Origin of the sequence: Streptomyces bicolor, assembly GCF_000719285.1 — a bacterium.
GTDB classification, from domain to species: domain Bacteria; phylum Actinomycetota; class Actinomycetes; order Streptomycetales; family Streptomycetaceae; genus Streptomyces; species Streptomyces bicolor.
On sequence record NZ_JOFS01000003.1, the window covers coordinates 214588 to 229303 of the forward strand.

A 14716-nucleotide genomic window follows, 5' to 3' on the forward strand; every position below is an offset into this window, starting at 1 on the left:
TAGCCGGGAGGAGTAACCGGGCGGGGTCAGACGCCGGCCTGGGAGGGCGTCGGCTCGGAGGACGGGGCCGGGATCGTGGCCGTGAGGTCCTCCGCGGCCGTGCCTGCCGGAGGCGGGGTCACGGCGGCGATGGCGGTGGTCACCACGCCGGCCGGCTCATCGGTCTCGTTGACGTTCGTGTGGTCGACGACCTCACGGCGGGAGATCTTCCAGATCGCGGCACTGGAGGCGACCAGGAAGACCGCGACGACGGCCGTGCCCCAGGAACCGAAGCCGGTCACGTACTCAGCGATCGCGCCGACCAGGGCCGCGGCCGGGAGCGTGAGACCCCAGGCGACGAACATGCGAGTGGCCGTCGACCAGCGGACCACGCCGCCCTTGCGGCCGAGGCCCGCGCCCATCACCGCGCCGGAGACGGAGTGCGTGGTGGAGAGGGAGAAGCCGAGGTGGGAGGAGGCCAGGATGACCGTCGCGGCGCTGGTCTGGGCGGCGAAGCCCTGCTGCGGCTGGAGGTCGGTCAGGCCCTTGCCCATGGTGCGGATGATGCGCCAGCCGCCGAGGTAGGTGCCGAGCGCGATGGCGACGCCCGCGGAGAGGATGACCCACATGGGCGGGTCGGAGTCGGGCGCGAGGGTGCCGCCGGCGACCAGGGCGAGGGTGATGATGCCCATCGTCTTCTGTGCGTCGTTGGTGCCATGGGCGAGGGAGACCAGTCCGGCGGAGGCGATCTGGCCGGCGCGGTAGCCCTTCTTGGAGGCGTTGCCGTCGGCCTTCTTGCCGAGGCTGTACGTCAGGCGGGTGGCCAGCAGTGCGGCGAGGCCCGCGACCAGCGGGGCGGCGATCGCCGGGATCAGGACCTTGGTGACGAGCACGTCGCCGTGCACCGCGCCGACACCGGCCGAGGCGATGGTGGCGCCGATCAGACCGCCCATCAGGGCGTGCGAGGAGCTGGACGGCAGTCCGACCAGCCAGGTCAGCAGGTTCCAGAGGATCGCGCCGACCAACGCGGCGAATATGACCTCGGGACGGATGCCGGTCTCGTCCACGAGACCTTTGGAGATCGTGTTGGCGACCTCCACGGAGAGGAAGGCGCCGACAAGGTTCAGCACGGCGGACATGGCCACCGCGACCTTGGGCTTGAGCGCACCGGTCGAGATGGTCGTGGCCATCGCGTTGGCGGTGTCGTGGAAACCGTTCGTGAAATCGAACGCGAGTGCGGTTACCACCACAATCGCGAGGATCAGCGAGAAGTTTTCCATTTACCCAGGCAATCGTTCGAGGTCGTTGGCCGGATGAACGTACGTAACCTGAGTGAACGAAAGGTGAACTGAGGGGGGCCGCGCGGTGTCCGGACGAGGGGGTTGATCTTCCCGAAGGGGAGCTCCCTCTCGGTCGTTCACGGCGCGGCCCGGGCGCCGCAAGGGCTAGTAGCCTCGGGCGAACTTCTTGAGCTGGGTCATGGACCCGTTGAAGAGATTTTGGTCACCCGGCAGGCTGCCGCCGTTGTCGTACTGCCAGATGGTCCAGAACTGCCATCCCGCCGGCAGTGATCCCGCGCTGGACGAGTTGTAGCGGGCTATCCACAGTGCGTGATTCGAGCCGAAGGCGCGGCTGGCGCCCGTGCAGGTGTTCCACCAGTGGGTCGTGGTGTAGATCACCGGGCGACGGCCGGTGAGCCGCTTCACCTCGTTGCTGAAGGACTGGATCCAGTTGACCATCCTGGCCTTGCTGAGCCCGTAGCACTTGTGCTTGCTGTACGGGTTGTACTCGATGTCCAGTGCGGGCGGCAGAGTCCAGCCGTCCGACGTCCATCCGCCGCCGTTGCGCACGAAGTGCTGCGCCTGCGTCTTGCCCGACGACTTGTTCGGCAGCGCGAAGTGGTACGCGCCGCGGATGAGGCCCGCGTTGCGGGAGCCGTTGTACTGCTGGTTGAAGTACGGGTTGCGGTAGGTGTGGGACTCGGTCGCCTTGACGTAGACGAACCGTGCGCCCTTCGCCTTCGAGCTCTGCCAGTTGACGTTCTTCTGGTGGGAAGAGACGTCGTGGCCCTTGGGCTTGCCGGCTGCCGTCGCCGGGATCTCGGCGAGGGCGGTTCCCCCCAGGGCGAGTGTTGCCACGGATGCCGCTATGAGGCGGGAGCGGTGGCGGGACGGTTTGCGATCACGAGCCATATTTCCCCCCGGAATGGCGACGTGCACGACAAATCCCCCAGAGATTACTGGAAGGTCATTGAAAGTCGATCGATCTCCGGCCAAGCCTGGGAGAGGGGTGTTCATCCCGGTATGTCACCTTCCGGACGTCTGCCTTCCGCCCTAAAGTGCCCCGGCTCGTGAGCGACTTGAGGGCCGCGTCGTGGTGGCGGCTGGCAGGATCGCCGCATGGGTGAGGAGCGGCGGGACGAGCGGGGCGTTCGGGAAGCGCGGGATGCGCGGGAGGGCGCACAGGAAGTGGGGGGGTCGTGGGGCAGGAGTGTGCGGCCCGAGGAGGCGGAGGCATGGGAGGCCCTCGTGGCGACGGCGCGGCGGACCGTCTCCGACGGGCTGGTCGTCGGCACGTCCGGGAACGTCTCGGTGCGGGTCGGTGACACGGTGCTGGTCACGCCGTCGGGGGTGCCGTACGACCGGCTGACGCCGGAGGATGTGACGGGGGTCGACCTGGACGGCGGGCGGGTGCTGGGGTCGCTGGTGCCGACGAGTGAGCTGCCCATGCATCTCGCCGTCTACCGGGCCACGGATGCCGGCGCCGTCGTGCACACGCACGCGGTCCACGCGACGGCCGTCTCGACTCTCGTCCCCGGGCTTCCGTTGATCCACTACATGGCCGCCGCCCTCGGAGGCCCTGTCCGGGTTGCCCCCTATGCGACGTACGGCACCCAGGAGTTGGCCGAGAACATGCTCCGTGCGCTCACCGACCGCACCGCCTGTCTCCTCCAGAACCACGGCACGATCAGCTACGGCACCACCCTGGACCAGGCCTACGACCGCACGGCCCAACTGGAGTGGATGTGCCGCCTGTGGCTCACGGCCGCCTCAGTGCCGGGACTCTCGCCGACGCTGCTCTCGGAGGGGCAGGTGGCGGAGGCGGGGGAGCGGTTGCGGGGGTATGGGCAGCGGGGGTGACGGTTGCTTCCGGCGGTCGGGCGGGGAGGCGGTCGTCGGTCAGGGGCGCTGGCGCCTCCAGGCGCCGGCCCGCGCCTTTCGGCCCGTCCGGAAGGGGCCTCACCCCGACCCGTCCTCCCACTGGCCGCTCGCCCCGTCCGCCCGGACACTGGACACGTGCGCACTGTCAAAGCGACGGCCGCCGCCGTCACCGTGGCCCTGGCCGCCGGCGCCGCGAGCGTCGCGGCCGGCCGGATCGCCAGTGGCGCCGCACTGACGGCGCCCCCCGGCCGGCCCCTGCCCACCGAACCCCGGCTCACCGTGCACGCCACGGCAGCCGGCCAGATCGCGCTCACCCGCGACCTCGCCTCCCTGCGCCCCGGCACCTACGGCCTCTCCGGCGACGGCTCCCACGCGGTCGTCGGCCCCGTCATCGTCACGGCGAACCACTCCGCCGACACCGTCGTACGCCGCCTGGAACGCGTCACCCACGGCACCCTCCGCCCCGGCGACAGCGTCTGGCTCACCCCGAACGTGTACGTCGGCAACCCGAGCGCCGCCCTCGGCCTCGACCACGCCGACGTCGACGTCCCCGGCGAACTCGGCTCCCTGCCCGCCTGGTTCGTCCCCGGCAGCCGGGACACCTGGGTCATCGCGGTGCACGGCCTCGGCACCACCCGCGAACACGCCATGAACGTCATGCGGTTCCTCAGCGGCCGCCACTTCCCGGTCCTCGCCCTCTCCTACCGCGGCGACCTCGGCGCGCCCCGCCCGCCGGACGGCCTGAACCACCTCGGCGAGACCGAGTGGCGTGACCTGGACGCGGCGATGCGCTACGCCGTGCGGTACGGCGCCAAGCAGTTCGTCCTCCTCGGCTGGTCCACCGGCGCGACCATGGCGCTGCGTGCCGCCGCGCACTCGGGGCTGCGCGACCGTGTCTCCGGCCTCGTCCTCGACTCCCCGGTGCTCAGATGGGAGGCCACACTGCGCGCCCTCGCCAAGGCCCGCCACACGCCGAGCGCGCTGCTGCCGCTCGCGGTGCGCGCGGCGCAGGGCCGCACGGGCCTGGACATCGACCGCGCCGCCGGCGACGGCGCGCCCGACCGCCTCAGGGTGCCGACCCTTCTCTTCCACGGCCCCGGCGACAGGGTGGCCCCCTGGACCCTCTCCCGTCGCCTGGCCGACGCCCAGCCCAACCTGGTCGCCCTCCACACGGTCCGGAACGCCCCCCATGCCGCCATGTGGAACGCCGACCCCGAGGCCTACGAAGAGGCCCTGCGCCGCTTCATGACGCCGCTCATGTGACACCGCCCTCCCGTACCGGTCCCACAGGTTCCGTTTAACCCCGTACCACTGGCCTGTTATCGGCCCCTTTCCGCCCGCCGGGCCCCGTGCGTTGGCCATCCCCGTCGCCCCTCGTGGCGTTCCGTTTGGGTTTTCGGACCGTCAACCGGAAGACTGCACCCGTGACGTCCCGTATCCCGCGCGACTCCAGGCTTCGACTCGTCCGCCCGCGACCCCTGGCCGCCGCCCCCCGAGCCGTGAACCAGCGACGCCCACGGCGCCCCGTTCCCCGCCCTCCGGAGGGCACACCGGCCCAGGCCGAGCTGGCCAGAATGGCTCGCTCCGTTCTGGCCGCCGCAGCCCGCGTCGCCCACTGGGCCGACGCCGCCCTGCGTCACGGCCGCGACGGTGCGGGCTCCGACGGCAAGGGCACCCTCTCCGACGCGACCGCCGAACGGGCGGCGAGCGACCTGGGCCTGACCGTGGCTCAGGTGCGCGCCGACTGGGACACCGCGCGGCTCGCCGGTCTCGTGGAGGTGCACGGCGACACCGCCCGGCCCGGCTGGCGGCTGCGCGCCTGGAACCGCGACGACAGTGCCGTCCTGCGTGGCTGGGTCGCCCTCTTCGACGCCTGGTCGCTCGCGCACCCGGATCCCGACCGGCATGAGCACGGCGCCGTCTCCGACGTCGTGTCCGCCATGCCCCAAGTGCTCTCCTTCCTCCAACTGTCCGCCGGGCCCGTCCCCGTCGAGCAGCTCCTGGACCTGCTGGAGCAGCGCGTAACCGAACTGCGCACCGAGAGGTGTGAGATCCCCTACGGTCCGCAGCCCGAGCCGGTCGCCGACCCCGCGGCCGCCGCTGCCGCCGCCGCGGACACGCCCCTCGCCCCGCTCCTCGACTGGGCCCTGCACGCCCTCGCCTCCGTCGGCGCCCTCACCTACGGCGACGGACAGGCCACCCTCACTCCGCTCGGCAACTGGGCGGTCTGGGTCAAGCTGGAGCAGATCTGCGTCGCCGCCCAGAGCCCCGCCGGGAACATCGAGCAGGCGGCCGAGGACATGCTCCGCGGCTGCGCCCAGCTCCGCCCCAACGCCGCACGCGACGAGTACCGCGCCTGGCTCGCCGCCCGCCCCGTCGGCAGCGCCGTCACCGAACTCCTGGGCGCCGCCCGTGGCGAGGACGCCCTCCTGCGCGGCCTCGCCTTCGAGGCGCTGCGCGTCGTCGGCGCCCCCGCCGAGCCCGACGTACGCGCCGTCGTCGACGAGCCGGCCCTGCGGCCGTACGCCCTCCTCTGGCTCGCCGAGCACGAGGGCGTCGACCCGGAGGACGCCCACGAGGTGCTGACCCGGGAAGAGGCCACCTGGCTGTGGGTCGACACCGCCGCCGCCGTCGCCGATCACGGCGAGTCCCCCATGCTCGTACGGCACCTGGAGTCCGCGCTCCAGCCGACCGTGCCCGCGCTGCTCGACGAGGTGCGTGCCGTCGGGCATCCCCGCACCGTGCAGGTCCTGGTCGCGCTCGCCGCCGCGCACCCCGATCCCGCCCTCGCGAAGGTCGTGCGCCGCGCCGCCTTCCAGGTGCACACCGGGGGGAGTTGAGCCGGGGCGGCGCTCAGCCCGCTATCGCGGGGGCGTAGGTGCCGAAGCTCCACACATTGCCCCCGATGTCCCGGGCCATGTAGTCCCGTGAGCCGTAGTCCTGGTCCGTCGGGGGCATCAGGATCTCCGCGCCGTGCTCCACGGCCCGCCGGTGGTGTGCGTCGACGTCGTCCACGACGACGTACACGCCGGTCGGCCCCGCGTCCTTCATCAGCTTGTCGTAGGCGCTGCCGGTGCCTGTCGAGCCGAGCATCACCGCGCCGTTGCCCTGCACCAGTTCGGCGTGCGCGATCTTGCCGTCCTCGGTCTCGTACACCGCCAGCTCCGTGAACCCGAAGGCCTCCGTGAGCTGCTTGATCGCCGCCTTCGCGTCCGCGTAGTGCAGCGTCGGGTAGATGCTCGGACGCCCACTGCCCATGCCTGCCATGCCGATCACCCCTTTGTGATCCGTCGCCGATCCGAAGCCGTGATCGGTCCACGTGGTCCATCGCGTCGACTGCCGGAATTCCGATCCGCTGCCAGTCTCGCAGCGACCACTGACAACGGCCCGCCGGCCGGGACACCGGGCCGGGCGGAGAGCCGAACGAGGGGAGACCCACGCCGACTCGCCGTGTCCCGACGGCATCTGCGGCCGCTCGCCCCGGACATGGCTACGCTCTGCGCCTGATTCGTCGGAAGCGGATGCCGGGACGGGCCGAAAAGGCCCCGGGACGGGTTTCGAGGGGGCGCTGGTGGGTCGTTCCGAGGCACCCGGGGTCCGTGCCCCCGACCGGCTCCGCGTTCCCGTGCAACTCCGCGTTCCCGTGCGTCTTCGCGCTCCCAGCCGCACCCGCACCCGTCGCCGACTGCGCGCCCTCCTGACCCCCGCCCTGCTCCTCCTCCTGGCACCCCCACTCCTCACCGCCGCCCACCACGCCCGCCCGACCCCCTACGGCGACCACCTCACCACCCACGCGAGCGTCCACTCGCACGCGCACCACGCCACCACCGCACAGGCCACCACCCCGCACGCCCCACCCCCGCAACAGCCGCCGACGCCCCACCTCCGTACGACCCCCACAGCCATCGAGGCCTACGACCCCCGTACCGGCACACCCCACTGGCGCTACACCCGGGAAGGCCGCCGCCCCCTCACCTCACTCCCCCTCACCTCGCCCCACGCGCGCGTAGACGTGATCACCCTCTGGGACGACGGCATGGTCACCGACACCGACGGCCGTACCGTCCGCTGGCACCGAGCCCTCCCCGCGGCCCGCGACTGGCTGGCCGCCCACGGCGGCGCCGGTGTCCTGCGCCCCCTCGGCCGCGGCATGCTCGCGGTCGTGACACCGCGCCGCGTCTTTGCGTACCGGATCGCCGACGGCGACCTGCGCTGGGTGCTGCCCGCGCGCGAGGGCTGTGCCTTCGAGCCCGCACGTGCCGAACATCACGGCGAGGTGCTTCTCCTGGCCCAGCCGTGCCCCCGAGCGGCCTGGACCGCCAGCTCATCGCCCTGGACGACCTGGGACGGATCGCCCCGCACCGCCGGCCGCTCGGCAACGAAGTCCGCGAGGAGGGCGCTGAGCGGCTCCCCGAACACGTGAACCCAGAAAAAGTGGTTGCACGGCCCCGTTAGACTGGCCCTCATGGCCATTCTCCTCGCGCATTAGACGGCGGGAACGTCCTCAGCCGCCCATCCCGCCACCAACCCCCGCCCTGGAGTCTGTCCGTGATCTCCGCCTCCGGTATCGAGCTGCGCGCCGGTGCGCGCGTCCTCATCGAGTCCGCGACCTTCCGCGTCGCCAAGGGCGACCGCATCGGCCTCGTCGGCCGCAACGGCGCCGGCAAGACCACCCTCACCAAGTGCCTCGCCGGCGAGGGCATCCCCGCCGGCGGCACCATCACCCGCTCCGGCGAGGTCGGCTACCTCCCGCAGGACCCCCGCACCGGCGACCTCGACGTCCTCGCCCGCGACCGCGTCCTCTCCGCGCGCGGCCTCGACGTACTGATCCGCAAGATGCGCGAGAACGAACAGCGCATCGCCAACGGCCAGGGCGCGACCCGGGAGAAGGCCCTCAAGCAGTACGAGCGCCAGGAGACGGAGTTCCTCACCAAGGGCGGGTACGCCGCCGAGGCCGAGGCCGCCACCATCGCCGCCGCGCTCAACCTGCCCGACCGGGTGCTCGGCCAGCCGCTGCACACCCTCTCCGGTGGTCAGCGCCGCCGTATCGAGCTCGCCCGCATCCTGTTCTCCGACGCGGACACCCTGCTGCTCGACGAGCCGACCAACCACCTCGACGCCGACTCGATCGTCTGGCTGCGCGACTACCTGAAGACCTACCGCGGCGGCTTCATCGTGATCTCCCACGACGTCGACCTGGTCGAGACGGTCGTCAACAAGGTGTTCTACCTGGACGCCAACCGCGCCCAGATCGACATCTACAACATGGGCTGGAAGCTCTACCAGCAGCAGCGCGAGGCCGACGAGAAGCGCCGCAAGCGCGAACGGCAGAACGCCGAGAAGAAGGCCGCGGCCCTCCACTCGCAGGCCGACAAGATGCGCGCCAAGGCCACCAAGACGGTTGCCGCGCAGAACATGGCCAGGCGGGCCGACAAGCTCCTCGCCGGCCTCGAAGCGGTGCGCATGCAGGACAAGGTCGCCAAGCTCCGCTTCCCCGAGCCCGCGCCCTGCGGAAAGACCCCGCTGACCGCCGAGGGACTGTCGAAGTCCTACGGCTCCCTGGAGATCTTCACCGATGTCGACCTGGCCATCGACAAGGGGTCGAGGGTGGTCATCCTCGGGCTGAACGGTGCCGGCAAGACGACCCTGCTCAGGCTTCTCGCGGGAGTCGAGCAGCCGGACACCGGCGCCGTCATCCCCGGTCACGGCCTCAAGATCGGCTACTACGCCCAGGAGCACGAGACCCTGGACGCCGACCGCACCGTCCTGGAGAACATGCGCTCCGCCGCCCCGGACATGGACCTCGTCGAGGTCCGCAAGGTGCTCGGCTCGTTCCTGTTCTCCGGCGACGACGTCGACAAGCCGGCCGGTGTCCTCTCCGGTGGTGAGAAGACCCGCCTCGCGCTCGCCACCCTCGTGGTGTCGTCGGCGAACGTCCTGCTCCTCGACGAGCCCACCAACAACCTCGACCCGGCCAGCCGCGAGGAGATCCTCGGGGCCCTGCGCACCTACAAGGGCGCGGTCGTGCTCGTCACCCACGACGAGGGCGCCGTGGAGGCCCTGCAGCCGGAGCGGATCATTCTGCTGCCGGACGGTGTCGAGGACCTGTGGGGCGCCGACTACGCGGATCTCGTCGCCCTGGCTTGATCGAATGCGTGATCACCGGCGTATGGATCATTCGGCCCATCGGTGATCCATCATCTGTGTGAGATCTCCTCGTACCGAGGTGTGTACTACATCAATTTCACGGCCGAGTCCTTTATCGACAAGGGCTCGGCCGTCGCGCGTCCCTGACCTGGCCATTCGCGAAAGAACCCGTTCGGCCGTACGGACACCACTCAGCGGAATTACAGATTCCGCATGTGGGGATGTGCTCCTGTCGTCAAAACCTTGTCTCACGGACCTTGCCGAATGGGTGGCCATGAAGGCCCGGAGGGGTGATCATGAGGAGACCAGAGCGCACTTCCCATGAGGAGGCACGGGTGGCCGAGACTCTGAAGAAGGGCAGCCGGGTAACCGGCGCCGCGCGCGACAAGCTCGCGGCAGACCTGAAGAAGAAGTACGACTCCGGTGCGAGCATTCGGGCGCTGGCCGAGGAAACCGGCCGCTCGTATGGCTTCGTTCACCGGATGCTCAGCGAATCGGGCGTCACGCTCCGTGGGCGTGGCGGGGCGACGCGGGGCAAGAAGGCCGCTTCGTCCTGAGCCCGGGCGGCCCATCGGCTTCGATGGTGGCCACCCGGTCGGTCGGCTGACTGGCCGGGTGGTTACTGTGCAGTCACTTAGTGGGTGCCCTCCGGGCATCCCGTGATGACCGCACGCATCGGAGGCACCCCATGGCTTCGTCCGACCAGGAACTCGCTCCCCTGCTCGACAAGAACGGCGTACGGCTCACCGTCGACGGCGCGATCGCCACGGTGACGCTGACGAACCCGGCCAAGCGCAACGCGCAGAGCCCCGCCATGTGGCGGACGCTCGCCGAGGCCGGGCGGGCCGTGCCGGGCAGTGTGCGGGTCGTCGTGCTGCGCGGTGAGGGCAAGTCCTTCTCCGCCGGGCTCGACCGGCAGATGTTCACGCCCGAGGGGATCGAGGGCGAGCCCTCCTTCATCGACCTCGCGCGCAGCAGCGACGGTGAACTCGACGCTGCCATCGCCGAGTTCCAGGAGGGCTTCACCTGGTGGCGGCGCAACGACATCGTGTCCATCGCCGCCGTCCAGGGCCATGCCATCGGGGCGGGCTTCCAGCTCGCGCTCGCCTGTGATGTGCGCGTCGTCGCCGACGACGTGCAGTTCGCCATGCGTGAGACCAGCCTCGGGCTGGTGCCGGACCTGACGGGTACGCATCCGCTGGTCGGGCTGGTCGGTTACGGCCGTGCGCTGGAGATCTGCGTGACCGGGCGGTTCGTGTCGGCCGAGGAGGCCGTGAGCAGCGGGCTCGCCAACCTCGCGGTGCCCGCCGAGCAGCTCGACGACGCCGTACGGGATCTGGCGGGGGCCATCGTGGCCGCGCCGCGGGATGCCGTGATCGAGACCAAGGCGCTGATTCGTGGTGCCGTGGATCGTACCTACGACGAGCAGCGCGGTGCCGAGCGTGCTGCGCAGGCGCGGCGGCTGCGGGACCTGGCCGGTCTCGGCGAATGAGCCGCGCGGCGATCAGCCGACGGCCGTGATCAGCACGGCCACCGTCGGGTGATCGGCCGACGCCTGTGCCACTTTCTTGCGGACCTCCCGGGCCACGTCCACGGCCCGGTGGTCCGCCCGCACCGCGATCTCCACGCGCACGTGCCGGTGCGGCAGGGCGGCCTCGTCCTGCCGTTCCTCGATGTGCACCGCACGGCCCAGCCCGCCCAGGGTGCCCGTCATCCGGATCACCCCGGGGACCGCGAGGGCCACGGCCGCGATGCGCTCCTCGTCGGGGCTGCCGGGCTCCGCGGCCCGCGCCGGCTCGGGCTGCCGCACCGGAGCGGGCTGCGCGTCCTCGTCGAGCAAGGCCGTCACGCGCAGGTCCACGTCGGTCACCGTCAGGCCGAGACGTTCCGTCGCCGCGGTGGCCAGCAGGGCGCGCAGCCGTTCCGCCGTCGCCGGCAGCGGCTCGCTCGCCGTCGTCGCGAAGTCCGCCGTCACCCGGAGCGGCCCGGGCGGAAGGGCGCTCGGCGGGGGCGGTACGGCGGCCTCGTGCGTGTCCTCCGGATCTGTGAGCGCGATCCGGAGCCCACCCAGCCGTACCCCGCGCATCTCCTCAGCCGCGCGCCGCAACACCGCCTCGGCCGCCCGCTCGGAGATCCACGCGCCGTCGTGCGCGCCGCCCAGGGGCAGGAGTCTGCCCAGCCCCAGTTGCTGCCGGACTGTCTGCGTCCACCGCTCCGCCGTCGTCATTCCTCCAGCCTGCCCCATCCCTGGCGCGCAATGGCGTAACCGTGCTTACCGTGGTCATGGGACGACAATCGAAAAGGACGAACGGCCATGACTGACACGACGGAGCAGAACCGGGTGACGGAGGGCGAGTCTCCCCTCACGCGAAAGACGCAGGCGACCAAGCGGGGCGGCGGAGATCCCGGTGCCCGGGGGCGGACGACCATCGCGGACGGCGTCGTGGAGAAGATCGCCGGGATGGCCGCGCGCGATGTGGACGGTGTGCACGCCATGGGCAGCGGACTGTCACGGACCTTCGGGGCCGTCCGCGACCGGGTGCCCGGCGGGACGAAGTCCGTGACGCGGGGAGTGAAGGCCGAGGTCGGTGAGGTGCAGGCCGCGCTCGACCTGGAGATCGTCGTCGAGTACGGAGTGTCGATCGCCGACGTCGCCCGGGACGTGCGCGAGAACGTGATCACCGCCGTCGAGCGGATGACAGGCCTCGAAGTCGTCGAGGTCAACATCGCGGTGAGTGATGTGAAGCTCCCGGAGGAAGAGGAAGAAGAACCGGAGCGCCGGATCCAGTGAGGCGTCGGCGACCGGCAAACGCAGTGGCCGGTGAACTGCTGAGGAGCTGAGGAGCGCACCATGAGCATGGCCGTGGCCGGCATGATCGCCGGCTTGGCACTGGGCTTCGCCGGGTACTTCGGCGGATTCGGCGCCTTCTTGCTGGTGGCGGCCCTGGGCGCCGTCGGTTTCGTCGTCGGGCGGTTCCTGGAGGGGGACTACGAGCTCGGTGACTTCTTCCGGCACCGTGACGAACGGCGGCGGTGACGTCGGTGAGCGCGGGGGCCGGTGAACTCGGCAGACCCCTTCCCGCCGTCCCGCCGGGCGAGCGCGGGGCGACCCGGATCGCCGACCGGGTCGTCTCCAAGATCGCCGCACAGGCCGCACGCGAGGCGGTGGGGCGGCCGGCCGAGGATGCCGCGCGGCCGTCCGCCGACGTCGTCGTCGCCCACCGGACCGCCCGGATCCGCATCCACCTCGAACTCGACTACCCCACCGACATCGGCGCCCGCTGCGCGGCCGTGCGTCGGCATGTCGCGGAGCGGGTAGGCGCGTTGGTGGGCATGGAGGTGCCGGAGGTCGCCGTGCACGTGGAGCGGCTGCACCCGGCGCCCGGACAGGGCGCGGCAGGGAGGACGCGATGAGCGAGTCCCAGGGCTCCGAGGGCACCACACAGCGACTGCCGGTCATCGAGAAGGCGACCGGCCCCGACACTCTCGACCAGTCGGCGTCGGCGGCGGACTACGAGCCCCCGCCCACGGCCGACGGCGACGGCGGTGGGGACGGCAGGTTCTGGTCGGCACGCCGGATCCCGGCCGCGATCACGGCCCTGCTGCTCTTCGTCCTCGCCGGCTTCTTCCTCTACGACATCGCCTCGGTGCGCGCCGACCGGCCCGCCATGCAATGGCGCCGGGAACTGGCCGACCAGCTCGCCCGGCGTCCCCTCGACGACATCTGGGTACTCGTCGGCGCCGGTGTCGCCGCCGTCCTGGGCCTCTGGCTGCTCGTCCTGGCGGTCACACCCGGCCTGCGCTCCGTCCTGCCGATGCGGCGCACCCACCGCGACGTCCGCGCCGGCCTGCACCGCGACCTCGCCGCGCGCGTCCTGCGCGACCGGGCCATGGAGGTCTCCGGCGTCCAGTCGGTACGGGTACGGATGGTCCGGGCCCGCGCCGATGTCCGCGCCGTCTCGCACTTCCGCGAACTGGACGAGGTACGCACCGACCTGGACGCCACGCTCGCCGACGCGATCAGGGGCCTCGGCCTGTCCCGCCCGCCCGCGCTGTCGGTGCGGGTACGGCGGCCCGGACGGAAGGGGTGAGCGCCGTGCTCAGGGTGGTCAACCGGGTGCTGATCGGGATCCTCGGGCTGGTGCTGCTCGTGATCGGCGGCTCGGTGCTCGCCGTGGGACTGGGGGCCCCGGCTCCCTCCTGGTGGATCCACGACGACCGGCACGACGTACTGCTCAGCGACGCCGAGCGGACCCGCTGGCGGGACGACGGCTGGTGGTGGCCGACGGTCCTCGCCGTCCTGGCCGTCCTGGTCCTGCTCGCCCTGTGGTGGCTCACCGCGAACCTGCGCCGGCGCCGCCTCACCGAGGTCCTCGTCGACACCGGCGACGGCGAGGGCGCCCTGCTGCGGGGTCGGGCCCTGGAGAACGTACTGGCGAGCGAGGCGACGGGCCAGGAGGGCGTGCAGCGCGCCCACGTCCGTCTGACGGGCAGGCGCAGCGCCCCCGAGGCCCGCGTACGCCTCCTGCTGGAACCGCACGTGGACCCCGGGACGGCACTGAACGACCTCACCGGCGAGGCCCTGGCGCACGCCCGCAATTCGGCGGGCTTGGCGGAACTGCCGACGGAAGTCCGCCTGCGGGGCGTCAAGCACCGTGCCGAGAGGGTCAGTTAGAACCCGTGCCGACTGCCGCCGTCCACCGGCAGCATGATCCCCGTCAGATAGGAAGCCGCCGGCGACAGCAGGAACGCCGCCGTACGCCCGAACTCCTCCGGAGCTCCGTACCGCCGCAGCGGAATGCGCGCTTCGTGCGCGGCCCGAGTGGCCTCCGGGTCCGCGGACAGCCCGTCCAGCTCCCGCACCCGGTCCGTGTCGATGCGCGCCGGAAGCAACCCGACGACCCGGATTCCCCGCGGCCCCACTTCGTCCGCGAGGGACTTGGCGAACCCGGCGAGCCCCGGCCGCAGCCCATTGGAAATGGTCAGCCCCGGAATCGGCTCGTGCACCGACGCCGACAGCACGAACCCGATGACCCCGCCCTCGTCGAGTTCCGCCGCTGCCGCCCGGGCAAGCCGCACGGCCCCCAGGAACACCGACTCGAAGGCCGACTGCCACTGCTCGTCCGTGTTGTCCGCGGCGAACCCGGCCGGCGGCCCGCCCACACTCACGAGAATGCCGTCGAACCCGCCGAAGGCATCCCGCGCGGCGGCCACGAGCCGCGCCGGCGCCTCCGCGTCGGCGTTGTCGACGGCCACCCCGACGGCGTTCGGCCCCAGTTCGGCCGCGGCGGCGGCGACCCGCTCCTCGTCGCGGCCGGTCACGACCACCTTGGCGCCGTCCGCCACCAGCTCACGCGCCGCCGCGTTGCCCAGTCCACGGGTGGCGCCCGTGACGACGTACACCCGGTCCTTCAGTCCAAGATCCATGG

Annotated in this window: 17 protein-coding genes; 12 read left to right on the plus strand and 5 right to left on the minus strand. The window is 71.7% G+C overall.

Annotation, left to right across the window (positions count from 1 at the left end):
- Nucleotides 1-26 precede the first annotated feature (26 nt).
- Nucleotides 27-1259 (minus strand): inorganic phosphate transporter, encoded by a 1233-nt coding sequence (locus IF78_RS0104870; RefSeq protein ID WP_031477282.1) that lies wholly within the window; start codon nt 1257-1259, stop codon nt 27-29.
- A 165-nt stretch (nt 1260-1424) separates the two neighbouring features.
- Nucleotides 1425-2171, minus strand: coding sequence for a lysozyme (locus tag IF78_RS0104875; protein WP_031477281.1), 747 nt, complete (start codon nt 2169-2171; stop codon nt 1425-1427).
- Nucleotides 2172-2378: 207 nt separating this feature from the next.
- Here IF78_RS0104875 and IF78_RS0104880 point away from each other — a divergent pair, with 207 nt between their 5' ends.
- The 3 genes from IF78_RS0104880 (at nt 2379) to IF78_RS0104890 (ending at nt 5980) form a co-directional block, all read left to right on the plus strand.
- Nucleotides 2379-3119: a class II aldolase/adducin family protein gene (locus IF78_RS0104880; RefSeq protein WP_031477280.1), complete on the plus strand. Its 741-nt coding sequence runs from the start codon at nt 2379-2381 to the stop codon at nt 3117-3119.
- Nucleotides 3120-3275: 156 nt separating this feature from the next.
- Entirely contained in the window at nt 3276-4403 is a 1128-nt protein-coding gene (locus IF78_RS0104885) for an alpha/beta hydrolase (RefSeq protein ID WP_031477279.1), read from the plus strand.
- A gap of 161 nt (nt 4404-4564) precedes the next feature.
- A complete protein-coding gene (locus IF78_RS0104890) occupies nt 4565-5980 on the plus strand; it encodes a hypothetical protein (RefSeq protein ID WP_199921352.1) in 1416 nt (471 codons plus the stop codon).
- Nucleotides 5981-5993: 13 nt separating this feature from the next.
- Here IF78_RS0104890 and IF78_RS0104895 read toward each other — a convergent pair whose 3' ends face one another.
- Nucleotides 5994-6407: a VOC family protein gene (locus IF78_RS0104895; protein WP_031477277.1), complete on the minus strand. Its 414-nt coding sequence runs from the start codon at nt 6405-6407 to the stop codon at nt 5994-5996.
- Nucleotides 6408-6783: 376 nt separating this feature from the next.
- Between IF78_RS0104895 and IF78_RS43315 the strand changes: the two genes are divergently transcribed.
- The 4 genes from IF78_RS43315 (at nt 6784) to IF78_RS0104915 (ending at nt 10779) form a co-directional block, all read left to right on the plus strand.
- Nucleotides 6784-7563: a hypothetical protein gene (locus tag IF78_RS43315; protein ID WP_063762132.1), complete on the plus strand. Its 780-nt coding sequence runs from the start codon at nt 6784-6786 to the stop codon at nt 7561-7563.
- A gap of 125 nt (nt 7564-7688) precedes the next feature.
- Entirely contained in the window at nt 7689-9287 is a 1599-nt protein-coding gene (locus IF78_RS0104905) for an ABC-F family ATP-binding cassette domain-containing protein (protein WP_031477276.1), read from the plus strand.
- Nucleotides 9288-9622: 335 nt separating this feature from the next.
- Nucleotides 9623-9844 (plus strand): helix-turn-helix domain-containing protein, encoded by a 222-nt coding sequence (locus tag IF78_RS0104910; RefSeq protein ID WP_004002281.1) that lies wholly within the window; start codon nt 9623-9625, stop codon nt 9842-9844.
- Nucleotides 9845-9975: 131 nt separating this feature from the next.
- Nucleotides 9976-10779 carry an enoyl-CoA hydratase/isomerase family protein gene (locus IF78_RS0104915; protein WP_031477275.1) on the plus strand — a complete coding sequence of 268 codons (804 nt, stop codon included), beginning with the start codon at nt 9976-9978 and terminating at the stop codon, nt 10777-10779.
- Between the two features lie 12 nt (nt 10780-10791).
- Here IF78_RS0104915 and IF78_RS0104920 read toward each other — a convergent pair whose 3' ends face one another.
- On the minus strand, nt 10792-11514 hold the full coding sequence (locus IF78_RS0104920) for a hypothetical protein (RefSeq protein WP_031477274.1): 723 nt from the start codon (nt 11512-11514) through the stop codon (nt 10792-10794).
- Nucleotides 11515-11601: 87 nt separating this feature from the next.
- Here IF78_RS0104920 and IF78_RS0104925 point away from each other — a divergent pair, with 87 nt between their 5' ends.
- The 5 genes from IF78_RS0104925 to amaP are packed head-to-tail and all read left to right on the plus strand — an operon-like array spanning nt 11602 to nt 13962.
- Nucleotides 11602-12078 carry an Asp23/Gls24 family envelope stress response protein gene (locus IF78_RS0104925; RefSeq protein WP_031477273.1) on the plus strand — a complete coding sequence of 159 codons (477 nt, stop codon included), beginning with the start codon at nt 11602-11604 and terminating at the stop codon, nt 12076-12078.
- Between the two features lie 60 nt (nt 12079-12138).
- Complete coding sequence (locus IF78_RS0104930) at nt 12139-12324, plus strand: hypothetical protein (RefSeq protein ID WP_031477272.1); 186 nt, start codon at nt 12139-12141, stop codon at nt 12322-12324.
- Nucleotides 12321-12701, plus strand: a complete 381-nt coding sequence (locus IF78_RS0104935; RefSeq protein ID WP_031477271.1) for an Asp23/Gls24 family envelope stress response protein — start codon at nt 12321-12323, stop codon at nt 12699-12701. Before IF78_RS0104930 ends, IF78_RS0104935 begins: the two co-directional genes overlap by 4 nt.
- Nucleotides 12698-13378 carry a DUF6286 domain-containing protein gene (locus IF78_RS0104940; protein WP_031477270.1) on the plus strand — a complete coding sequence of 227 codons (681 nt, stop codon included), beginning with the start codon at nt 12698-12700 and terminating at the stop codon, nt 13376-13378. The genes IF78_RS0104935 and IF78_RS0104940 overlap by 4 nt, the downstream gene beginning before the upstream one ends.
- The gene (gene amaP / locus IF78_RS0104945; RefSeq protein WP_031477269.1) at nt 13375-13962 is read left to right on the plus strand and encodes an alkaline shock response membrane anchor protein AmaP; all 588 of its coding nucleotides are present in this window, start codon (nt 13375-13377) and stop codon (nt 13960-13962) included. The genes IF78_RS0104940 and amaP overlap by 4 nt, the downstream gene beginning before the upstream one ends.
- On the opposite strand, the gene IF78_RS0104950 is transcribed toward amaP, so the two are convergent.
- Entirely contained in the window at nt 13959-14714 is a 756-nt protein-coding gene (locus tag IF78_RS0104950) for an SDR family oxidoreductase (RefSeq protein ID WP_031477268.1), read from the minus strand. The genes amaP and IF78_RS0104950 overlap by 4 nt on opposite strands.
- Nucleotides 14715-14716: the final 2 nt, after the last annotated feature.